Annotated in this window: 20 protein-coding genes; 11 read left to right on the top strand and 9 right to left on the bottom strand. The window is 55.1% G+C overall.

Annotated features, from left to right (window positions below):
• Positions 1-45 precede the first annotated feature (45 nt).
• The 6 genes from AC2D8V_RS00525 to AC2D8V_RS00500 form a co-directional block, all read right to left on the bottom strand.
• Positions 46-735 (bottom strand): anti-sigma factor, encoded by a 690-nt coding sequence (locus AC2D8V_RS00525; RefSeq protein WP_484731555.1) that lies wholly within the window; start codon positions 733-735, stop codon positions 46-48.
• On the bottom strand, positions 732-1274 hold the full coding sequence (locus tag AC2D8V_RS00520; protein WP_484731554.1) for a sigma-70 family RNA polymerase sigma factor: 543 nt from the start codon (positions 1272-1274) through the stop codon (positions 732-734). The genes AC2D8V_RS00525 and AC2D8V_RS00520 overlap by 4 nt, the downstream gene beginning before the upstream one ends.
• A 124-nt stretch (positions 1275-1398) precedes the next feature.
• Positions 1399-1812 (bottom strand): DUF7282 domain-containing protein, encoded by a 414-nt coding sequence (locus AC2D8V_RS00515; RefSeq protein WP_484731553.1) that lies wholly within the window; start codon positions 1810-1812, stop codon positions 1399-1401.
• Between the two features lie 693 nt (positions 1813-2505).
• Entirely contained in the window at positions 2506-2880 is a 375-nt protein-coding gene (locus tag AC2D8V_RS00510) for a diacylglycerol kinase (protein WP_484731552.1), read from the bottom strand.
• A gap of 18 nt (positions 2881-2898) precedes the next feature.
• Complete coding sequence (locus tag AC2D8V_RS00505) at positions 2899-3858, bottom strand: UDP-2,3-diacylglucosamine diphosphatase (protein ID WP_484731551.1); 960 nt, start codon at positions 3856-3858, stop codon at positions 2899-2901.
• A complete protein-coding gene (locus tag AC2D8V_RS00500) occupies positions 3855-4958 on the bottom strand; it encodes a glycosyltransferase family 4 protein (protein WP_484731550.1) in 1104 nt (367 codons plus the stop codon). Before AC2D8V_RS00500 ends, AC2D8V_RS00505 begins: the two co-directional genes overlap by 4 nt.
• A 456-nt stretch (positions 4959-5414) precedes the next feature.
• On the opposite strand from AC2D8V_RS00500, the gene AC2D8V_RS00495 reads away from it, so the two are divergent.
• From AC2D8V_RS00495 to AC2D8V_RS00480, 4 genes are all read left to right on the top strand, one after another.
• Positions 5415-5672 (top strand): hypothetical protein, encoded by a 258-nt coding sequence (locus AC2D8V_RS00495; RefSeq protein ID WP_484731549.1) that lies wholly within the window; start codon positions 5415-5417, stop codon positions 5670-5672.
• 231 nt (positions 5673-5903) lie between these two features.
• Entirely contained in the window at positions 5904-7574 is a 1671-nt protein-coding gene (locus AC2D8V_RS00490) for a tetratricopeptide repeat protein (RefSeq protein ID WP_484731548.1), read from the top strand.
• A 226-nt stretch (positions 7575-7800) separates the two neighbouring features.
• Complete coding sequence (locus AC2D8V_RS00485; RefSeq protein WP_484731547.1) at positions 7801-7956, top strand: hypothetical protein; 156 nt, start codon at positions 7801-7803, stop codon at positions 7954-7956.
• A gap of 2 nt (positions 7957-7958) precedes the next feature.
• The gene (locus AC2D8V_RS00480) at positions 7959-8732 is read left to right on the top strand and encodes a TIM barrel protein (protein WP_484731546.1); all 774 of its coding nucleotides are present in this window, start codon (positions 7959-7961) and stop codon (positions 8730-8732) included.
• Positions 8733-8917: 185 nt separating this feature from the next.
• Here the strand turns inward: AC2D8V_RS00480 and AC2D8V_RS00475 are convergent, their stop codons facing one another.
• A complete protein-coding gene (locus AC2D8V_RS00475) occupies positions 8918-9211 on the bottom strand; it encodes a putative quinol monooxygenase (RefSeq protein WP_484731545.1) in 294 nt (97 codons plus the stop codon).
• 118 nt (positions 9212-9329) lie between these two features.
• Positions 9330-10142 carry a class I SAM-dependent methyltransferase gene (locus AC2D8V_RS00470; RefSeq protein WP_484731544.1) on the bottom strand — a complete coding sequence of 271 codons (813 nt, stop codon included), beginning with the start codon at positions 10140-10142 and terminating at the stop codon, positions 9330-9332.
• Between the two features lie 170 nt (positions 10143-10312).
• On the opposite strand from AC2D8V_RS00470, the gene AC2D8V_RS00465 reads away from it, so the two are divergent.
• The 7 genes from AC2D8V_RS00465 (at position 10313) to AC2D8V_RS00435 (ending at position 19078) form a co-directional block, all read left to right on the top strand.
• Positions 10313-11722 carry a DUF1214 domain-containing protein gene (locus AC2D8V_RS00465; RefSeq protein ID WP_484731543.1) on the top strand — a complete coding sequence of 470 codons (1410 nt, stop codon included), beginning with the start codon at positions 10313-10315 and terminating at the stop codon, positions 11720-11722.
• 358 nt (positions 11723-12080) lie between these two features.
• Positions 12081-13856, top strand: coding sequence for a GAF domain-containing protein (locus AC2D8V_RS00460; protein WP_484731542.1), 1776 nt, complete (start codon positions 12081-12083; stop codon positions 13854-13856).
• 305 nt (positions 13857-14161) lie between these two features.
• Positions 14162-14938, top strand: a complete 777-nt coding sequence (locus tag AC2D8V_RS00455; RefSeq protein WP_484731541.1) for an ion channel — start codon at positions 14162-14164, stop codon at positions 14936-14938.
• 76 nt (positions 14939-15014) lie between these two features.
• Positions 15015-15536: a hypothetical protein gene (locus AC2D8V_RS00450; protein WP_484731540.1), complete on the top strand. Its 522-nt coding sequence runs from the start codon at positions 15015-15017 to the stop codon at positions 15534-15536.
• Positions 15537-15980: 444 nt separating this feature from the next.
• Positions 15981-17201 carry a hypothetical protein gene (locus AC2D8V_RS00445; protein ID WP_484731539.1) on the top strand — a complete coding sequence of 407 codons (1221 nt, stop codon included), beginning with the start codon at positions 15981-15983 and terminating at the stop codon, positions 17199-17201.
• A 57-nt stretch (positions 17202-17258) separates the two neighbouring features.
• The gene (locus AC2D8V_RS00440; protein ID WP_484731538.1) at positions 17259-18062 is read left to right on the top strand and encodes a peptidyl-prolyl cis-trans isomerase; all 804 of its coding nucleotides are present in this window, start codon (positions 17259-17261) and stop codon (positions 18060-18062) included.
• Entirely contained in the window at positions 18059-19078 is a 1020-nt protein-coding gene (locus tag AC2D8V_RS00435) for a HupE/UreJ family protein (RefSeq protein ID WP_484731537.1), read from the top strand. Before AC2D8V_RS00440 ends, AC2D8V_RS00435 begins: the two co-directional genes overlap by 4 nt.
• A 98-nt stretch (positions 19079-19176) precedes the next feature.
• Here the strand turns inward: AC2D8V_RS00435 and AC2D8V_RS00430 are convergent, their stop codons facing one another.
• Positions 19177-21102: a DUF3604 domain-containing protein gene (locus tag AC2D8V_RS00430; RefSeq protein WP_484731536.1), complete on the bottom strand. Its 1926-nt coding sequence runs from the start codon at positions 21100-21102 to the stop codon at positions 19177-19179.
• Between the last annotated feature and the right edge of the window lie 394 nt (positions 21103-21496).

The following is a 21496-nucleotide window of genomic DNA, read 5'->3' as shown; positions in this document are numbered from 1 at the left end:
TCCGGGTTTCTCGGTGGAATTCACGAACTAGCAGATGGAAAAGTTTCAGATGTCGCTGAATTGTGCCGTTGCGATGACCGGTCCCGTCGGTGCGCCGGTCGGCGAGCCTCCGGGAGGCTCTTCGGAAATTGCGATTGTACCGGTTCTCACGCCCGGTGCGATGGCGTCTGGCACACGGATACGCGTGACCCCTTCGTTTTCCAGCAAACCCAGGGACACTGGCGCATCGGCACCATCAGCGATCAGCCACAATTCGTGTACCGACCCGACCGGCGGTGCGCCTGCAAACCGTTCGATCACGATTTCATGCGTCTCGGGAATCACGCCGGCGACCATCACGATCGAACGATCCGGAGAGGCGAGTTCTGCCTGGAATTCGACCGTCAACTCTCGGGCGGGTCCGAAAAGGTTCGCGAACAATACCGCGGCAAGCAGGCTTGCAGCAGCCAACCCGACGACACCCCAAGCCCAAAGCTTTGAACTTCCGCGACGTGTGGATCTTGTTTCAACGGATTGCAGTATGCGCGCCTTTATCGAGGCTGGCGGTTCGACATCCGCAATGTCCTCGGCCATGGGTGCGAGGCGTGCTTCCCACGCGTGGACCCGCGACTGCAACGCCCGATCGCTGGCAAGACGCGATTCAAAATCACGTCGCTCGCGGTCATCGAGCAGATGCAGTACGTATTCCGCCACGAGGGCGTCGTCTGCGTCGTATGTGTCTTCAAACTCGCTCATCGCGCCAGACACTCTCTAAGTTTCATCAGGCTGCGGCGCAGCCACGTTCTCATCGTGTTGAGCGCCACGTCATGACGTTCGGCCAACGATTTATAGGTGTGCCCCTCCAGGTAAACAGATCGGACAGCGTCGGCTTTTTCCGCGTCAAGCTCACTCAGGCACGCGTAGATGCGCGCGCGTTCCGAACTTGCGATCGCAGCAGCCTCCGGACCGGGTCTGTCATCGGCAACCAGATCCAATGCGTAATCGCTCTCGGTGCTGGTTCGCCTTTTCCTCAGACGATCGATCGACATGTTCCGCGCCACTGTGATGAGCCAGGTCATCGGGCTGTGTCCGGTCACCGCGTAGGTGTCGGCCTTGTTCCAGACCCTCAGATAAACGTCGTGCAGCACGTCTTCGGCCTCGCCGCGGTCTTTCAAAAGGTGCAGACACACGCCGAAGAGTTTGGCATTTGTGCAGTCATAGAGCGACGCGAGCGCATCCGTGTCGCGCAGCTTGATGCGCGCGATCATGTCTTCGATGTCGGCCTTGGTGGTCATGATGCCTGCAATCAACCTTTCACAAGGAAGCTGTGCCGATGTCGGGGGGAAGTCAAACCGGTAAACGCCACGCCCCGGGCTTGTACCCGGGACGCGGCCACTCTGGGTCGGGCACTGACGCGCGCTATTGCGCGGTGATCACTTGCATTACCAGATTACCATCTACCTTGACCGGCCCATCTTCCTTAGCCCCCAGAGTGTACTCAAAGATGCCCGTACTCATCCCGCCGTCTTCGCTGTGCACCATCAACATCAGCATTTCGCCCGGCTTGACCTCTTCGGTCAGTATCGCCGCAACGTCGGCGTTCTCACCTTTGCGCAATGGTGCATGTCCGACGACCGGGCCAGGCTTCATATCCGCACTGGTGCGGTGGACAACCAGCCAGCCGTTTTGAGCGGCGGCAACCTTTTGGGCACTGACGACACCGTTCGCGACGGATTGATCGTCTGCCATGACCTTCGGCTCCATCGCGTGGCCATCGGCAAAAGCCGTGGAAGCCGTCAGGGCTGCAATGATTGAGAGTGAAAAGCGATTCATGTGGTGGTCCTCCATCTTGGGTGTGTTCGAGACACGAGCCGGAGGACGAAAAGTTTCGCAAAACGAAAATTATTTTTGTCGGGCAGACAGGCCGCAAAATACGTCCCGCGCTTCTGAATCCACGAGATTCAATGGTTGTTGTCATATGGTTGAAAGTGTTCGTCGGGATTATTCCAGGGCCGCGATGGGCAGTCTTGGAAGAAAATTTGTATTCTTTCACAACGGCTTGGATCAGAATTCCGTTTGACTGGATGGCTGGAGATGAAAGCATCAGGGAACACCAAAAACGTCAGCAACCAGATCAAATCGTTCATCACGGCGGGTGATTTCAGCAAGGCTGCCTGCTCATCCAAACCGCATCACGCTGGTGGGCAAAAGCGTCCTGAGGACACTTTCCGAGCCTTCCAGGTTGACGTCGGGCTCACTGCCCTCATCGAATGCAGCGCAGCGTGTCGGCAAAGGTAGCCGCGCCTCTGTGTCTTGGACGGCCCACGGCCGACTTTCGGCCCAGAGTTGCAATGCTGCCGTCGCAGCCCGCTTTCCGACTATTTGTTGCAGTCGCGCAATGTGGGCTGTTTCGAACTGACAGTCAGCGGTCAAAGCAGACCCGCCGCCAAGAATACCATTACCGGTTTAAATCGAGGCAGGCTGACCCGGATGGTGTCAGATACTATTTTGTCTCGCCCTGCGTCTTTAACCTGCGAAGCGTTCCCAAAGTGCCGCAAACCAAACCAAACCAGCGAGCAACGAAATCTGAAGAACTGCGAGAGATCCAAGATCCTTGGCGATCCGCGATAATTCGTGACGCTCTGGACCAATACGGTCGACAACGGCCTCGATCGCAGTGTTGAGCACTTCCACAATTAGGATCAGCAAAACAACTGCGCAAAGGATGCTGGTCTTGAAAGGCGTATCACCGAGCCAGAACGCGAGCGGGATACTGAATAAGAATGCGACGGCTTCGATGCGGAAGGCTTCCTCGCTCTTCCAGACATCTTTCAGACCGTTCAAGGAATTGTACCAGGCGGCCTTAAGACGCGGGAGGCCATTTAAAGGTGGTTTGTTCATGGGTGATTTCTCTCTGAATCAGCGGTATGCAACTGAACGTCCGGATTGAGACAGCCAGTACAGGCGCGCACTCAATGGCGCACCCGTCCGCGGCGGCGTCCAGAACCTGTAGGCAAGACGCGCGAGCTTAGCCGCTTCGTCGGTTTTGGTATTCAGATTATCCGGTTCGAGGTTGCTGTATCTTTGATCCTGATATGAAGCCCGCATGGACGGCCATTTCACGAGCGCGAGCGAGCCGTCATTGTGTTCGGCAATGGCCGTGTGACAGCCGCCAGTTTCTCTGGCACCGGTCCATGATCCGCAATTCGCAAAAACAAGCCGGCCTCTGGTCATCAGGGATGGCACGTGGCTGTGGCCGCAAATTATTCCATCCACCTCGTCCTGCGCTGCACGGCGCAATCCCGCCTCGGCATAGCCCCCGATCAAAAATTTGGAGTAAGTGGCAATGGCCTTGCCCAGAGACCAGCGCCTGCGTCTGGCGTCCAAGGCAGGGGCTTCTTCCTTCGAGCGTGACCACGCAAGGTCATCCACACGAGACCAGACCTCGTCTGCATGTTTGGATGTTCCGCGCAGCAGTGGCCCGTCAAATTGATCTCCATGAATAACAAGGAGCTTTCGGCCGTCTTGTGTGTGGTGAATGACCTCTTCTTCTAGCCGGATGCCAAAACGCTCCAACAAAAGCGGTCGGAACAATCGCGCAAATGGCTGGCGCAGTTTTTCGTCGTGATTGCCCGACAGAAGGATGATCTGCACGCCGTTGTTCTTGAGCTCTAGCAAAATATCCAAAAAGTCGCTGTATTCCTGGTTCCAATACCAGCGTTTCTCCAGTTTCCAACCGTCCAGAATATCCCCAACGAGATACAGGTAGCGGAACTGATGCGTGCGCAAGAAGGCATTCAGCGAACCAATATCCGCACCTTTGTAGCCTAAATGCAAATCCGAGACGAAAACGCTGCGTAACTTTGTTTCATCGATCATGGCATCAGCCTCGCAGAAAAGTGCCTGAAATCCGAAGCAACCCTTTCCCAGCTGTATTTGGATACTGCGAAAGAGTGTCGTTCCGCACGCGTACCCGGTGCGTCCAAGGCCCGTACGACAGCCTTTGAAAGATCGTCGTCGACTGCGCCGAGTATTGGATTTGCGGAAATTATGTCTCGCGGGCCGGTGACGTCGTATGCAGCACACGGCAGTCCGGAGGCCATCGCTTCAAGAACCACGTTGCCGAAGGTATCTGTTTTTGACGGGAACACAAAAACATCAGCTTCGCGATAAGCAGAGGCCAAAGGTTCTCCCGTCAGCATTCCTCGGAAGGTGACATTTCTGTGTTTCTGGCGTAGCTGCTGGAGTTGCGGGCCATCTCCGACAACGACTTTTGTTCCCGGCGAATCCAAAGCGAGAAACGCCTCGATGTTCTTTTCCGGAGCGACACGGCCGACGTATAGCAGAACCGGTGAAGCTGATGGTGTGCTGCTTCGGCTCGGCGAGGGATAGAATTGCGCGGCGTCTATCCCACGCGACAGCCGCTCCAGCGTGTTATCAATTTTCCAGTTCCTGAGCATTGTGTCGAGCGCAGGAGTCGCCGTGTATATAAAGCTAGAAGGTCTGTGAAAACGTCTCAGAGTCGAAATCGCAACTGCCTCCGATTGCGATCTGAGCGGGCCCGGTGTCCTCACGGCAACGTAGGCAGGGAAGTTTGTATGGAATGCAGTGGAAAATGCGCGCCCGTTCTTGAGGCACCAGCGGCGCGCCATCCACCCCAGCGGACCTTCAACCGGAATGTGAATGGCACAAGGGTCGAAGTCCTCGATCATCTGACGCAGCCGGCCCGAGAGCGGTAGCGCGAGGCGGATTTCTGGATACGACGGCATTGCCATATTCGGAAAATCTGCAGGCCCGATGACGCGCAATTCGCAGCCTTGTTCCTTCAGATGCTTAAGAATGTTTTGGTACGTCCGAACAACACCGTTAATCTGCGGCAGCCATGCATCGGAAACGATGAGAATACGCTGCGGGGCTGGCTGGTCAGATGTAAGACCAACGCCGCTGAGAGGGTGATGATTTTGATCTGCCCACATCATGTTATGTTCGCCCTTAAAGGCATTTTTTTGTGCTCGATTTGTTGCCGCCATTCTGATGCGTAAATGTAACGACCGTGTGTCGCATGAGGCCGCTATGCATTGTTTACTTCGGGCTCGATGCAGACATGGGAGCGATTTTCTCATACGGCATCTTTGACGCGCCGAGCAGCCGTATGCGACAGGAAATGTCAGGTTTTAGTTATGACCTGTCGATGTAAACCCTGGAGCGTCTCAATACCGTCTCCCGCAAACGCAACGAGAGCCGCAGAAAGACCTTGAATTACTTGCTGCCCGAAGAGCATTTCGAAGAGTGTGTTGCGTCTATCATCTGAACCGGCAGGACAATGCAGACAATCGGTTATCGCGCCGCGGCATTTGCTGCTGTTTCAATTTACTGACACATGAATCACCTACTCTTACTGTGCGAGTTCACACCTGCGCGTAGGAGTGCCTTTTGTGAGTGCCCCAGTAAAATCTATCATTTCGTGGCTTCAGCAATCGTCCTCAGGCGTGCCCAGCCACGTGCCGTGCCCGGAAGTACACGCGACTAACGTCAAAGTTCGTAGTGACTGTCACGTGACACCTGAGGCCGTCGCGACCTTAACCGACCTTGGTATGACGCAACATGAAATTGCCAACTACTTTAAGCTGCCCCAAACGACGATCACCAAGCTGGCAGACATCTCGTCAAACTCGGAAACCAGACACTCTTGAACGAAGTGAGGGCCACAGTTTTGCGGACCGCCGCGCCAGTGTTATTTCGCTTTTTTGGCGGGCAAAGTGTCGAATGCGTACTCTAGGCTCATATCCGATTTTTGCCGCGCCGGTCATCGACAACCGTTTGGTGGACGTTGACCCGCCCATCGGCGCGTCTGTCGAACGTTTACCTCGAAAAATTTGCCGCATTGCGTTATGATTAACGCGTTTCAACAGGGAGGATTGTAAATGTACGATTTCAACGTTGACGTCTATTCTCGTAAAATTACCACTTCATCCGCCGAAGCACAGATCTGGTTCGACAGAGGCTTGGTTTGGACTTATTCGTACAATCACGAACAGGCAATCGAGTGCTTTCACAAGGCACTGGAACACGACCCCGCCTGCGCCATGGCGCATTGGGGCGTCGCTTATGCCGTTGGTCCTAATTACAATTTCGAGTGGTGGATGATGGACCCGGAAACCAAGTCAAACGCTTTGGCAACAGCCTATGACAATACACAGGCCGCGCTTTCGCTGGTCAGCAATGTGACGGCACCCGAGCGGGCTCTGATAGAGGCGTTACCCGCGCGATACCCGCAACGCGATCCAATCGAAGAGCAAAGACCTTGGAACGACAACTTCGCTGCTGCGATGAAAAAGGCATTCGAAGCGCATCCGGAAGATATTGAAATTGCCACAGTCTATGTCGAAGCAATATTGAACCAGACACCGTGGAAGATGTGGGACATAACCACAAACACGGTCGCCGAGGGCGCCAATACAGTCGAAGCGCAAAATGTCCTCGAAAAGTTCGTTGATACGCCACAAGGACGAGTCCACCCCGGGATACTGCACCTCTATGTCCACCTGATGGAGATGTCGCCAACTCCTGAGAAAGCGCTGATGGCGGGTGATCACTTGCGCGAACTGGTGCCAGACGCGGGGCACCTTATCCACATGCCGACCCACATCGACATTCAGTGCGGAGAGTATCGTGATGCCCTGCACTGGAACCAGAAAGGCATAGAGGCTGATCTCAAGATCGCCGAACGACAAGGACGAATGAATTTCTATACCGCTTACCGGGTACACAATTACCACTTCGCGATTTATGGCGCTATGTTTCTCGGTCAGTACGAACCCGCAATGGCTGCCGCCGAAGAAATGATCGAGGAAATACCGGTCGAGTTGCTAAAGCTGGAAAGCCCGCCGATGGCCGACTTCCTTGAAAGCTACATTTCCATGAAGACCCATGTTCAGATCCGCTTTGGTAAATGGAAGGAAATAATCGCCGAGCCTGTGCCGGAAGACGCCGAACTTTATTGTTATACAATCGCCTCCCTGCACTATGCAAAATCAGTTGCGCATGCCGCACTGGGTGATGTCGAAAACTCCGAAGCCGAACGCGCGAAATTCATGGAGACACGCGCCAAAGTTCCCGACAGCCGCTATTTGCACAACTGTCGGTGCATAGATCTTTTGGACGTTGCCGAGCAGATGCTTGATGGCGAACTCCAGTATCGAAAAGGAAATTACGACGCGGCGTTTTCCCATCTTCGCAAAGCGATAGAGCTGGAAGATGGGTTACCTTACGACGAGCCTTGGGGTTGGATCCAACCTGTGCGTCACGCGCTCGGCGCCTTGGCACTCGAGCAGGGTCGGGTCGAAGAAGCGGAACGCGCCTACCGCGAAGACTTGGGCCTTGCCGGAAACCTGCCTCGCGCGTGTATCCACCCTGACAACATATGGAGCTTGAAGGGCCTCAACGAGTGCCTGCGACTTCGGAATGCTGCTGACACCCCAGAAGCAATTCAGGTCCGTCAGCGACTGGAGTTGGCAGCAGCACGATCTGATCTGCCGGTTGGGGCGTCTTGCCATTGTGCTCAAGCCGCAATGGAGGCTGTGGCGGCGGAATAGTCCAGATCAGAATGGTCAGGGCGACGTAAACCAGTAGCCTCGAAAATGGGGACCCGACAGGTCGTCCGGCGGAGACGCTGACAAAGACGCAGTTGTGGCTGTGTCCTTGCTTGCCTCTCCGCTATTTACGTTCCGCCATCTTAAATGCTTGGGATGGCAGAGTATTGCAACCGGTTGCAAAATGGGGTCATGTACGACCATCCGCTTTGTTTACGAGGCCCGCCCCATGAAAATTTCACTCTACGCCACAGGACGCATCAGAACGGCCCGCGACACCTGCACAATGACACGCCGCTGCGCAACTCCGGATACTGTGGCAGAGGTGGTTCAAGAAAACCAAGACGCTTTGGCGGCCAAAACCCCCGAACTGACTGGAGACTGAGGATGGGATTTACCCTTGCGGCTTGCGCCGAAATGCTGTGGCAAGACCAACCGATAGATTGGCGCTGCAAGAAGCTTGATCAGATGGGCTTTCAGGTTGGCTTGTGGAACTGGCCCGACCACGATCTGAGCAAACTTGAGGCATCAGGTGCTACCTTCTCGATCATGAACGGCTATCTCGAAGGCCGCCTTTCGGACGATGAAGGATCCGACACCTTGCTTGCCTCGGCGCGTCAGACCGCCGAGGTCGGTAAAAAGCTGGGGGTCGCCCGTCTCAACCTGCATGGCACAGGCCTCGGTGATGGCGGCAGGCCCAAAATCGCCGAAGTGGCGACGCCGCAGAAATGGGTAAAGGCCATCGATACGCTTAACCGTATCTGCGATTTGGCAGAAGAAATGGAATGTGTTTTTACGCTGGAAAACCTGAACCTTCCTGTGGATCACGCCGGCGTCCCCTTTGCCCGTGCCGAAGACACCCTCGCGCTTGTCTCGGCGGTCAACAGACCGCAGTTGCGGCTGAACCTCGATCTGTATCACGCGCAGATCGGCGAGGGGAACCTGATCGCACTGTGCCAGGCTTGTTTGCCATGGATCGGTGAAATTCAGGTCGCTGATGTGCCTGGGCGCTGCGAACCCGGAACCGGCGAGATCAATTTCCATGGGATTGCAAAAGCACTCAATGCGATGGGATATGACGGCCCTGTCGGAATGGAAGCATTTGCATCGCAAGACCCGGAGACCGCACTCGAGGCGTTTCGCGGGGCGTTTTCGGTCTAATTGACCGGCCACTTGGTGGCTGCATGACGACCGGCCCCAAGGCGCTGGTTCGTCTCTGTTTGCTACCGTGACAGCAGTAAACGCCGATAGGTGGTGGTATCATTCAACATGTGACCGCGCCGCACCCGCATTGTCCTTCGATCACGCTTTCACCGGTGTGGAAACTCAAAAGTCATTCCATCCCGTTAATCGACAAGTTCATAATGCCTGATCGAACGCGACTCGACCAACTCGGCCTCCGCCAGATCGATGTGCGGGCTCTGGTAGTCTTCGCCGACAAACGCCTTCAGGGCCTCAAGGCTTTCCCACACCATAACAAAGCTGAACTCTCGTGGTGTGTCGTCGCGTGGGGCACCGGGAAGTACTTGCACGATCCCCTTTGTGCCTCTCATCAAAGGGATCGCCGTTTCGTGAAAGAACTTGCTGAACTCTTCTTCTTTTCCGGGCCGCGTGACCACCTGAAATATGCGCATAATCATTCATCCATCCTCCTTAAAGTTCGGCTCTTGGATGTATGATTGCCTCTTGTTTTGCGACCATAGCATGTCTTGGCGTAAATGGCCGCACTGCGTGACACGGATCGATTTGCTTTGGGCGTTACTTGGTCGCGATGATCACGTGCCCTTGTATTTTGCCTGATAGCGGCCCCGATCCAAACCGTTGTTCCAAATCCGCTGCCGCAAGATTTGCGACATCATCGATCTTTGCCGGGTCGCGCGCTTCGAGTTCGTTCCGAAGCGGCGTGCCCTGACAGTAGGCCACCGCCGGAACGCGCGGGTTTTCAGCGCGACTTTCACTGGCAAGTGTATGGACCTCACAGTGCTTAAATCCGGCAGCATCCAGTTCGGCTTCGATCAGGGCAACGTCGTGATATCCGTGTGGCGTGCGCGCAAGGAAAAGCGGCGGGTCGTCTGGGAAAACCGATGTCGCGGTTCTGGTGACACTGTCAGCGAACGCATTCTCTTCAATGCGATCCCAGACATTAAAGATAAACTTGCCCCCGTCGCGCAGTGCCTGAATGGCAGAGCGATAGCCGGCTACTTTGTCAGGGAAGAACATGACGCCAAACTGGCAGCAGATCACATCAAACGTCTCTGCCTGAAACGGCAGGTCCAGTGCATCCGCCTGCCGCCACTCGATGCGCGGGTCCGCAGGTTGCCGCCTTGATGCCCGGTCAAGCATGGGCTGGTTGAGATCGGTGACAGCGTAACGCGCATCGTCAAACAGAAGCGGCGCCAACGCCCGCGTAACGACGCCACTTCCGGCAGCAGTTTCCAGAACCGTCTTTGGTTCAAGAGACGCAACGCGCCTTGCCAGATCGACTGCGTAAGTTTCAAAGATCAGAGGTACCAGATAGTCATCATAGACATCGGGGATTGTGCCCTCAAAGACTTTGTCCGCCTCAGACATCCGTCGCCCCCCACATTTCATCTGTATTGGGAAGCTTAGCACATTCGAGTTCGAGTGTCTCTTCGGACGGGATGCTGCCTCTGAAACCATGTTTCTTTCCCGCCGAGAGGGCCTGACTATTCAGGTGCAGATGTGTCGGCTAAGGTAGTGGTCTATCCGGGAGAAACAAAATGCTCATCAAAAAATCGCTCGCCGCCGCCATGGTTGGCTCCATTTTGTCGCTACCTGCTTTCGCTCAAATGGCAGATGTCGAACGCGACGCTCTGGTACGCAGATCATGTGAGTTGGCGATCTGGGGGCTTCCTGCGGTTGCGGCCTATGATATCGAACTCGCGATCAAACGGGATTCCGGTGCAGAGCCCGGAACCATAGCATACATGAGCGCACCGATGGATTCCCGTCACGGTTTCCTGACTGCAAACGACGTCACACCCTATGCCTTCGCCGGCTTACCTCTTAACGGAGAACCCCATGTTATCGAGGTGCCGGCGGTCGGTGAAAAGGCGCAACTCTTCGGCTCAATCATCAACGCCTGGCAGCGGCCTCTTGCCGATGTCGGGCCGTCCGGTGAAGACGGCGGGGAAGGAGGGCGCTACCTTGTCGTACCACCGGATTACGAAGGTGAACTCCCCTCAGACGGCTATATCGTCGTTCAGTCCGACACGGCGGCTACGCACTTCTCGTTCCGCCCGGTTTCGATCAATGGTGGCCAGATGGATGACCAGTCGGCATATGCCCAAACCGTCAAGGTCTACCCATTTTCCAACCCTGATGCATCGTGGCCTTTCATCGACGTTTACGAGAACCCGCTGAATACGCTCCCTGTTTACGACTGGACCTTTTTTACAGACCTCAACACCGCAATGCAGCGCGAAATGCCCCTAGAACGGGATTTCGCAATGACAGGGTTGCTGGCATCTATCGGAATTGTTCCCGGCCAACCGTTCGATCCCAGCGATGAAGCCAAGGAGGCCATGCTTGAAGGCCTTGAATGCGCCTACAACTACATGCAGCACTGGTTCGTCACTGACGGAGGAAGCCTGACGCGTCTTTGGGAAGACCGGCAGCATGGCACTTTCAATTTCCCGCTGGAGCAAGCCAAACTCGGGTTGCCATTTGTCGACCAGACCGGTCTCATGATCGACAAACGAGCGTATATGTACTTCTACGTCACCTACCTGCCAAAGACTCTGGGGGGCGGCACGTATTACATCTCCGGTCTTCGAGACTCCGATGGTGAATTGCTTAATGGTGAAGACAGCTATCGTTTGAATGTCCCCGCCGATACGCCAGCCGAGGACTTCTGGTCGGTGATCGTCTACAGCATGGAAACCAAAGGCTTTATCAAGGACGCCGATAGAGTTGGCCTCGCCTCCACAAACATCGACAGCATGGTCAAAAACGATGACGGATCGGTGGATGTTTACTTTGCACCGCAAGCTCCGGAAGGCCTTGAGACAAACTGGATTCCGACCGGGGAAGACTGGTTCATCCTGTTCCGGCTGTATGGACCCAGCGAAGGCTGGTACGACAGCGGGTGGAAGCTGCCTGACTTTGAACGGCTGGGCGATAGCCAATAGCGGCAAAACTGCCCAACAATTGGCCAGCAATTAAATGACCGCTTCGCGCTCAAAGCGGACCTAAGGTGCGATTGTCCGGCCGTCCGCTTGGAGGACCGAGTTGCCATTCGGTGCAGCGCAAATTTAGGAGACTTAGTGACCGTTGGCGCAATGCGACCACGGACACGGCAACGCGGCGGGCGTAGGAAAGTACATATTCCGCAAATTGCTGTAAGATAGAGACGATGACGTTCTCAAACAAAGTTTGCATGCTGCGCGAATTTCACCATGATGAGATCGTTCAAAAAAATGCAGAGCTTGAGGCGCAAAGTTGCGAACGCCACCAGAAATAAATTATGAAAAAAGCCTTCGGGATGAATTGGAACATTCCCAGGCCCGCGAAGAGGCAACCCGTAAAATTCTAGATCTGCTGGCTCGCAGTCGTGAAGATCGGACACCAGTCTTTGACGCAATTTGCGAGAATGCAACGCGGCTGTGCAACGCACCCATAGCCGGATTGATTTTGGTCGACAAAGACAGAAAGAAATACCAACTCGCAGCGTCCCGAGGAACGGCTGCTGCCTTTGTCGACGAGATGAGAAAGAACCCGCCAGACTTTGATCCGGAGCGGTTTGTCGCTGCGCGTGCGATGGTCGAAAAACGGGCTATTCACGTGGAAGATCTTGCATCTCAGGCGCTCTATGGCTCGCAGGCAAGTCACAGGGTCGTTGCTACCCAGACCGAAGGTATCAGAACGGCACTTTTTGTCCCTCTCATTTGGGAAGACCAGTCCATCGGAGCGATCGGCGTGTGGCGGCGCGAGGTCAAGCCATTTCAGCCAAGCGAAATCGCACTTGTGGAAACCTTCGCCGCACAAGCGGTCATTGCCATCGAGAACGTGCGGCAGTTCCGCGAAGTGCAGACCCGGCTGGAGCGCGAGGCGGCCACCAGCGAGGTGCTCTCGATCATCAGCCAAAGCCGCGATGATGAACTTCCCGTGTTCGATGCGATCCTCGACAACGCGTTGCGGCTGTGCGGGTCTACAACGGCAACGCTTTTCCTCGTCAATCGCGACCAGGAAACTCTATATGAAGCAGCAGCCCGCGGGCATGTGCCGGAAGAGATTCAACGGTTCACCCTGGAGAACCCGCCGCGGCTGGATGACAAGAGCAGTTCGTTCGTCCAAGCGTTCGAACAGCGCAAACCTGTCCAGATCCTCGACGCCGCAGACACACCGCGTGCGACGGGTGGACCTAGTCAGCGGCAATTGGCCGTTGAGAAGATGGGTATCCGCACGATTCTGCAGGTTCCCCTAATGCAGCAGAACCAACCGATCGGTTTGCTGTCAATCTACCGCACTGAGGTGCACGCCTATAACGAAAATGAAATTGCGCTTCTGAAGACATTCGCGGCGCAAGCTGTAATCGCCATCGAAAACGTTCAACAGTTTAAGGCCCTCGAAACTCTGAATGCAGAGCTGGGCGAACGCGTAAAGGAACAGGTGGGCGAGATCGAGCGGATGGGAAAACTCAAACGCTTTCTGCCCTCGGCAGTCGCGGATGCTGTCGTATCCTCGGGATCGGAAAAGATGTTGTCGAGCCACCGGGCGCTCTTGGGTGTTCTGTTCTGCGACATCCGCGGCTTCACAGCGTTCTGCGAAACCGCTGAGCCAGAAGAGACCATCGAGGTGCTGCAGACCTATCATGAAGAGATGGGTAAGTTAATCAACGACCATGCTGCCGGCGTCGATCACCGGATGGGCGACGGCATAATGGTTCTCTTCAATGATCCATTGCCATGCGAAGACCCAGCAGGGGACGCCGTGAAACTGGCCGTCGCAATGCGCGCACGAATGTCGGAATTATGTCGCGCCTGGAAACGTATGGGGTACCGCCTTGGCTTTGGCGTGGGCATTTCACTTGGATATGCGACAGTTGGCATGGTCGGGTTCGAAGGGCGATCCGATTACACGGCCTCAGGCACCGCAGTTAATCTCGCTTCGCGGCTATGTGACGAAGCTGAAGATGGTCAGATCCTTCTCAGCACACGCGCCGCTATCGCAGTGGAAGACGTTTTCTCTTCTATTTCGGTCGGAGAGATATCACTAAAGGGTATCCGCGAACCAGTCGAGGTCTTCAGGTTAGACAGCGCCTAAGAAGGTACCTAATGGCTTTTCTTGCGGCTCCGCCTTGGGCTCTGATCAGACCTTCGCCACAGTTTTGCGTGAACGTCTGTCGTGCGCACCTGGCGGTCATTAGCCACAAAGCGGCTATAAAAGCCAAACCTGGAATTTTCCGTAACCACCGAACTGGCACGCGCAAGACCGCGAATGGTAGTATTTGAAAGTAGAAAGTTCATCATTTTTGCAATTAAGTGATGTTGCCGGTTTGAGCATGATTTCCAAGAAGCCAATGGCGCAGACCGGGCTCGGGCACGACGGCGGGATTGGAGAGAACAGGAATGCTTGCCAGCTACAAGAACCTCCTGAACAGGCTTTACACTGGAACTTCAGCGGGTTCAGTGCGCTTTCGTTACACCCTTATCGCGTTCGATCTGGCCACAGTGGCCTATGTGATGGCCACGCTGCCATTGGAAGTGACGCCAGTCCTGCGATTGATAAATCTGGCCATCGCCTTGGTCATCCTGTTCGACTTTTCAGCCCGGCTATGGATCAGTGGCGAACGTTGGCGATATTTCTTTCAGGTTTACGTGATTTCCGATCTTCTTGTTCTTATCTCGCTCGTTTTCAATCCGTATTTTGCCTTTGATCTGACCTTCCTGCGTATTCTCAGAGGCCTGCGCTTTGCGCATTCAGAGTATCTCCTCCGCGACCTGCGCCGCGATTTTTCAGTTTTTAAGGAAAACGAGTACGTCTTTGTTGCAAGCGTCAACTTTGCGGTGTTTCTCGGTATAACTGTAGCCGCCGTTTATTCATTCTTCCCGGCGATTGGTCGTGGCGCGGACGGCTTGGTCAACGCAGTCTATTTCACGGTGACGACGCTTACGACCACCGGGTATGGCGATATTGTACCGAACTCGAATGGTGCAAAACTGACATCTGTGGTCGTGATGGTGGTAGGCGTCACGCTGTTCGTCAATCTTGCGCGGGCGGTGTTCCGACCCAAGAAAGTGCCACATGACTGCCCCGCCTGCGGGTTACATCTGCATGACGTGGACGCAGTGCATTGCAAGCACTGTGGTGGGATGCTGCGTATCAAAACTGGCGGTATAAGCTGAACTTCGGTCCGAAATTTGGTTTCGGTTACCAAACGCAAAAAGTGGCATCCGGTCTGAGCGCCGAGAGGACGCATTAATGGTCGCAACATCAACCCGGTCAGACATAGTAGTACAAGAACAGGAGGGCGCAACAACGCTTACCCTGTTCGCGCGCAACCCGATTGTATCGTGGATAGCCCTGACGCTCGGAGCATTTCTGTCTCTTTGGCCCGCCACGCTTGTGGCTTACAGCGTATCAGTCTCGAACTACGGAACGGCGTTCGCCATGTCCGGTCTGACTGCGGCAATATTCTGGCTGACCTACCACATTGGGTGGCGTCCAAGGCCGTTTCCAATCTCGTTTTCAACAAAGTTTTTGCAAGCTGGCCCGCACAGATATGCTTACGCTGATATCCAGTCCTACGGGTTGGACAGGTACGGTGGCGATGTTGTTGATACCGTGTCAATTGGCGTACCGCGTAACATCACAATCGGGCAGCACATTTACATCAAGGTAGGCGAAAGGCACTTGCCAATATCAGTGGGTCTTAAGGACGCGCAGGCCAAGGAAGCTTTGAGGTTATTCAGCCAATTGCTCGCCACCTATGGCTCAGACTAGCCATTAGATGTCCGCTTGAGGGTCAGCGCAGAGCTTTGCTGCCATAATCGATTAAGTGGCAAGCGGTGGCCTTACGGTGAACACAGGTGTGTCAGGGATCATGTGTTGATGGAGGAAAACGGACACTTTCCGCTTTCGACATATGCGATCTCTGAAGAAATTTGCTACCCATCATTTTTCCGTGCACTACATGTCTGCCAAAACCAAATATTTGGTCTGGCGGCTTTTTAAGCTCAACCAAGTCGCTGCTTTTACTGAGTAATGCCAGCCTTTTTCGACATTTGTGCACGCATTCTGCCGCAAACCGAGGCTGGTTTGAATTCAACCGAAACGCTCGCGCGATGGTTTAATTTACAATGTTGCGACTGCCTCGTGAATGCGCCTAGGATCAGCAATAAGAGAACTGGACAAACCTCTATTTTGTACTCTCCAGAAGGACCGGTTGTGAACGTAAGCGTATTCAAGGGTAACGACGTCCTGCGTGCGGATCGCACACCGAATTCGCGCGCTTTGTTTTCACTGGGTGCAGCTGCTGCGATAGCGATTTTTTCCATCGGCGGGCCGGCTTTTGCCTGTGCCTTCGATCTTGTCAAACCGGAGCGCACAGCAATCGACTGGATCGTCGAGGCCGAGGTCGTGGTGCAAGCCCGTCCAACGGTTGGGAACCCGTTCGAATTTGAAGTCGTGCAAACTCTCGTCGGAGATGCCAGCGGTGCGAAAATCCCGTTCCTTGTTGATAGCTTCACACGCCGAAGGCTGGAGGCTTCGGAAGACGCCAGTGTTTTGTTCGTCAAAACTTCTGGCACTGGCTGGACGCGCGTAGGCTTCGTCGATGATGCCTTCCGTCCCGTGCTTGAGAAAACGCTTGCGCATCGCGAAGACTGGAGCATGGGTCAGGACGATGCCCGACTTGCCCTGATCGAAGAATTGCAGCGCGATCAAGACCCGCGCTTGGCGTCACTCGTCATCGCCGAGCTGGACAAGGTACCCTATGACAAACTGCAAAAGATGGACTTGCGAATTTCGGCTGACAGACTGCTCGCAGAGCTTGCTTCCATGCGCGGATATCCTTTTCGTGCGACGCGGGTGTTATTGCTTGGACTAAACGGAAGCTCGGCCGCGCGTACCAAAATCACCTCTTATTTCGACGATGCTCCGACTTGGTCAGCTGAAAGCATTTTGGGAGCTTATGCCGCCGCATTCATAGAGATTGACGGTGCTCAAGCAGTTCAACACCTTGCCAACCGCTTTTTCACGGACAAATCCCAACCACAGGGCAAACTGGATCAGATCACCTTGGCGCTGGCAACGCATAACGCGTCCGCTGGGCCTGAATTGCGCAACGCTATCGAACGCGCGATTTCATTGTATTTGGAACATCGACCAGAGGCGGGGGCCACTGTGGCTCGTCAGTTCGGGACGCTTTCAGACTGGTCTCAAGCTGACAATCTCCTTGATCTTATGAGCACCGGAAAAGTTACAAACGTCGGACAATTGATAGCCGTTTCGGGATATGTCGCGCAGGCACAGAGGGTTTCGAGATTTGAGCCGGAACAGGCTAAGCCACTGGGATTTTCCAAACAGCCCAAATCATTTCAAAGGCTTGACGATCCTTGCGCGCAAGGATCGAATTCCGCATGTGCCCCCTCAACAACAGGTGACTAAACGCCTGCAACCACAATGAAGGAACAGGGTTTGAAAAAGTTCTACCGACAACCGTTCATGCATTTTCTTTTGATTGGTGCGGCGTTCTTTGGCCTCTTCGCACTGGTTGATGACAGCACACCAGCACCAGACAAACCTGAAATTGTGGTATCTGAGCAAGATGCGAGATGGTTGTCAGAGCAGTTCAAAGCGGTCTGGAACCGCTCCCCCACTCAGGATGAACTCTCCGCCCTGATTGATGATTTTGTGCGGGAAGAGATTTACGTCCGCGAAGCGCTCGCTTTGGGATTGGATCAGGGGGACGCCATTGTTCGACGCAGATTGCGCCAGAAGATGGAGTTTCTGACCGAGGCGGGTGCCGAAGCCGCAACGTTGGAAGAGTCTGTGCTGCGCGCGTATTACACAGAGAACGCTGGCGAGTTTTCAACAGCTCCCCGGATTGCCTTCACGCAAATCATGCTACCGGACGGTGACGCCGATACCGTGGATGCTATCCTTGCCGATCTGGCATCCGGCGCGCCTTATGAAAACCTTGGCGTGCGGACGCTGCTCCCCGCACAGGTTTCCCTGAGCACTCAAAAAGTCGTCGATGGAACCTTCGGAAGCGGGTTTTATGAAGGAGCCTCAGCACTTGAAGCCGGAGTGTGGTCTGGCCCTGTCATATCTGGGTATGGCGCGCATATTATTCGACTGGACGCTCTTGAACCCAGTGCGGCTTTGCCATTCGAAACGGTGAAGGATCGTATTGAGGTTGCATGGCGCGCGGATAAGGCTGCAGAGTTGCGCGCCGAACGCTTTGAAACGCTCAAGGGCCAGTACAGTATCGTCCGGCCCGACCCCAACGCGGTGCTGTCACAATGAAAGTGCTCGTTGTATTGCTGGCACTCTTGGTGTCGTCATTGCCCGGCAGTCCGGCGCATGCCCACGCGCTGGAACCGGGCTATCTTGAGATCGAACCGCTGGGTGAGGGCGAATGGCGCGTGACCTGGCGCAAGCCGCAAGTCGGCGGGCAGCCGATGCAGATCGACGCGGTGCTACCAGAGGGATGCTCCCCGCGTCGCGGACCGGATCCGCGGTTTGACGGGCGTGCCTTCGTCACGGGGTGGATCGCCAAATGCGAGACTCCGATCTCGGAAGGCGAATTGTTTATCGAAGGGCTGGCACAAACCGCGACGGATGTTCTCGTCCGCTATGTTCCCGAGGCCGGTAGTTCCGCGCAGACGCTACGACTGACGCCGGGCAACGACAGTGTGGTTTTGCCCGCGAAGCCAACCTTCCTTGGTGTGTTGTCCAGCTATTTTATGCTGGGGCTGGATCACATTCTTGGCGGGATTGACCATCTGCTTTTCGTATTTGCGCTGCTCTTGCTGATCTCGAACCTCCGAAAACTGGTTCTTGCGATTACGGCGTTTACGGTGGCCCACAGCATCACGCTTACGGCGTCATCGCTTGGGTGGGTTTCACTGCCCATGCCACCCGTCGAAGCGGTTATCGCGCTGTCTATTGTTTTTCTCGCAACGGAAATTCTTTCCAGGGATGAAAGTGACCAGTCTTTGTTGCAGCGGTCCCCTTGGATAGTCGCATTTACCTTCGGGCTTCTTCACGGATTTGGCTTTGCCAGTGCTTTGCGGGAAATTGGGTTGCCCGAGGATGACATTTGGACGGCGCTTCTCGCCTTTAATCTCGGCGTTGAAGCGGGGCAGTTGTTGTTCGTGGCTGCGGCGGTTGCTCTGGCGGCGATGGTGCGGATCATGGCGCCAAAGTTCTTGTCCCGTCAAATGGCAGCAGGATCACCTGCGATGACAGTCTCGGCCTACGCAATCGGTGGGGTCGCCGCGTTCTGGACAATAGAGAGAGTGGTCTCTTTCTTGGTATGACGCGCGCGGCAAGGGCCCGTGGCTAAAAAGCGTCAACTCCGTTTCGAGAAATTGGGGGCGAAGCCGACAAGAATGCCGGCTTCGTTTTGTAGGTTTGCTCAGGAGTCCGGTGTGTACCAGATCGGTGATGAATAGGCGCGTTCCTGATGCGTCAGTTTCGCTTCCTCAGGCAGTTCGATACCGTACCGAACCTTGTCATATACCACCCAGCGCGGCGTTGGGATTTCCAGCGCCCTTACGTAGTAGAAAGCACGCTCGGCAGGGTCAAAGTCCGGATCAGTCCAAATCGTCATCAATTCAGAAGATCCGATTGTATTGGACCAACTTGCTGTTTCAAGATCGACCGTGTTGCCGACAGGCGGAACCTTCCCGTTGGCGTCAACTTCGCGGTCACCTGACCACACAACATCATAGACCTTTTCCTGAAGTGCTCCCTCGGCATCAAGCCAGCCTTTGACAACCTGCATGCGATCAAGGTTTGCACCAATTGGGTCTTTCAACGCATAGATCATGAACGACGGTGCAGCATCGCCTTCGCGCGGGCGCAGGTCGGATCCCATTGGCACACCCTTAGAGTACCCTGTCTCAGCGGGCATTCTCGAGCGCAGATCGGCCTCAGTGAACTCCCAGCCGCCAAAAAAGCGCAACCCGATACGCGGGCCGGTGGTGGCATATGTTTCACGGCGTTTGAACGCGTCAAAAATCGCGGAACGCGTATTCTCCGTGGCCCAGACCGCAGTATAGCCGGACGCGACCATCAAATGGCCCGGAATTTCGCCAAGCTCGCTTTTTACAAACGGATGCTCAATCCGCGTCGGAGACGGCTCCACGCTGACGGACTTGCTGAAGAAGTTTTCCTCCTCAGCCGTGGTCAGTGAGGTGTGACTGTCAGTTGCGCCCCCTAAGCCGAATTTATAGGGGTTAACGCCAAACTTCTCTTCCAACATCAGGCCGCGTTTCAGGGCTTCGCGGGCATATTCTCCGGCCAGCATGTCTTCGGTTTTGAGTTCTGTCAGGTCAAGGTTGCCCACGTCCCAGTTTTCGTAATCTGCAAACTCATCCTCAGGGCTGAGCGACGGGTGCGTTTCGCCATCGCCCTTGATTTGCGTGACTTCGTAGTGGGGTTCCCACTTGGCGCGCCGTTCCACATATTCCTGATCGACCTTGCCACCGTGGTAGGTGTCATCGGTCGGGAACATCCAGCCATTCGACAGGTTGCCATTGTGAGAGAATGCGACAGCGCGCCCGCCGGTTTTTTCCTCATACATGTCTAACCAGTCATAGAGGGTCAGTGGATCGGTATCACCGTAAGGTTTTTGCGTGACGGGCGGCACAACCTGCTTGGCACGAACGCCACCGTCTCGAAGCATTACGTTTCGGTGCAGGTTGAAGCCTTTCGGAACAGAGGTCCATTCAAAGCCGATAAAGGCCGTGAACGTACCCGGGTCGTTGTGTGTTTCCGCCGCATCGACGATGTGTTCCCAAGTAAAGGCGAATGCGTCAGCGCCGGGGCTGTAGGATTCCAGAAGTAACTCGGGCAGTGTCCCTTGCGAAAAATTGGTAATGAGATCGAATGCGCTCTTGCCGGCTGCTTCCCCGCCTTTGGAATAGCCTTCATACCATTCCAGCCCTTTAGGGTCAGCCAACACTCCAGGCTTGCCAGCTTGTAAATCCGGTGCAAAGCCCATGAGGTCGGTGTGGTCAGTGAGAACCATCCAGTCGAGAGGGCGCGCTAGACGCAGAGGCTGCCCTGTCGAGGAAATAACCTGTTCGCCCTTGGCGAAACGCCACGCGGTGTCCGGCAGCAACGTGTTGCCAAAGGCCCCCGCATCCAACGAGAGACCGGTATGCAGGTGCGTATCCCCCCACAGTGGCCTTTCGGGTATTGACCGATTTGCATAAGGCGAAAAGGGCGGCGCTTGGAAAGTGCCTTCGGCAGCCTCCTCGCTCGGCACGCCATCGTTCGCAAATGCCGATCCGGTCGTCAAAACCGCAATTGCAGCGGAAAGAAGGTAGTTTTTCATGTCAGTCCCCCATTTGACCCCAGCTTGGTTGGGCGGAAGCAGTTTCCGCATTGAAAAGTCGAAGCTAGGCGTCGACGCCGGGCCTTCAGCGGGGTCCCCAAACTAATTTTTGGTATTTCCAGCCCGAGCAGATGATCAACCATAACGGTACGATAGATGGTGCCGTCAACGTTTATTCCCCTTTTCAGGGCCAAAAGGATGCTCACCGCGTTTTGCGCACGCGGTTGTTGTGCTGCACGAGAGAAAACATTGATTTTACAGGACCTGACCCTGAACACTCCGAGAATCACCCACAGACTACGCCTCGAGGCGCGTGCAATCCCCTTGGTCGTTCAATGGTATAATCCATGTCAGATGATCCGTGCTCCGCAGGCCAGTTGTGCGACCGCTCCGC

Source organism: Roseobacter sp. YIN89 (assembly GCF_057219365.1).
The sequence above is the reverse complement of the archived record's forward strand: the minus strand, read 5'-3'. Positions and strand labels throughout refer to the sequence as shown.

Bases quoted from the DNA above. Each gene is read 5' to 3' on its own strand.
- AC2D8V_RS00430 (WP_484731536.1), bottom strand. From the start codon at position 21,102: ATGAAAAACTACCTTCTTTCCGCTGCAATTGCGGTTTTGACGACCGGA.
- AC2D8V_RS00465 (WP_484731543.1), top strand. From the start codon at position 10,313: ATGCTCATCAAAAAATCGCTCGCCGCCGCCATGGTTGGCTCCATTTTG.
- AC2D8V_RS00480 (WP_484731546.1), top strand. From the start codon at position 7,959: ATGGGATTTACCCTTGCGGCTTGCGCCGAAATGCTGTGGCAAGACCAA.
- AC2D8V_RS00490 (WP_484731548.1), top strand. From the start codon at position 5,904: ATGTACGATTTCAACGTTGACGTCTATTCTCGTAAAATTACCACTTCA.
- AC2D8V_RS00450 (WP_484731540.1), top strand. From the start codon at position 15,015: ATGGTCGCAACATCAACCCGGTCAGACATAGTAGTACAAGAACAGGAG.
- AC2D8V_RS00440 (WP_484731538.1), top strand. From the start codon at position 17,259: ATGCATTTTCTTTTGATTGGTGCGGCGTTCTTTGGCCTCTTCGCACTG.
- AC2D8V_RS00455 (WP_484731541.1), top strand. From the start codon at position 14,162: ATGCTTGCCAGCTACAAGAACCTCCTGAACAGGCTTTACACTGGAACT.
- AC2D8V_RS00525 (WP_484731555.1), bottom strand. From the start codon at position 735: ATGAGCGAGTTTGAAGACACATACGACGCAGACGACGCCCTCGTGGCG.
- AC2D8V_RS00470 (WP_484731544.1), bottom strand. From the start codon at position 10,142: ATGTCTGAGGCGGACAAAGTCTTTGAGGGCACAATCCCCGATGTCTAT.
- AC2D8V_RS00485 (WP_484731547.1), top strand. From the start codon at position 7,801: ATGAAAATTTCACTCTACGCCACAGGACGCATCAGAACGGCCCGCGAC.
- AC2D8V_RS00520 (WP_484731554.1), bottom strand. From the start codon at position 1,274: ATGACCACCAAGGCCGACATCGAAGACATGATCGCGCGCATCAAGCTG.
- AC2D8V_RS00435 (WP_484731537.1), top strand. From the start codon at position 18,059: ATGAAAGTGCTCGTTGTATTGCTGGCACTCTTGGTGTCGTCATTGCCC.
- AC2D8V_RS00505 (WP_484731551.1), bottom strand. From the start codon at position 3,858: ATGATCGATGAAACAAAGTTACGCAGCGTTTTCGTCTCGGATTTGCAT.
- AC2D8V_RS00500 (WP_484731550.1), bottom strand. From the start codon at position 4,958: ATGATGTGGGCAGATCAAAATCATCACCCTCTCAGCGGCGTTGGTCTT.
- AC2D8V_RS00475 (WP_484731545.1), bottom strand. From the start codon at position 9,211: ATGATTATGCGCATATTTCAGGTGGTCACGCGGCCCGGAAAAGAAGAA.
- AC2D8V_RS00515 (WP_484731553.1), bottom strand. From the start codon at position 1,812: ATGAATCGCTTTTCACTCTCAATCATTGCAGCCCTGACGGCTTCCACG.
- AC2D8V_RS00510 (WP_484731552.1), bottom strand. From the start codon at position 2,880: ATGAACAAACCACCTTTAAATGGCCTCCCGCGTCTTAAGGCCGCCTGG.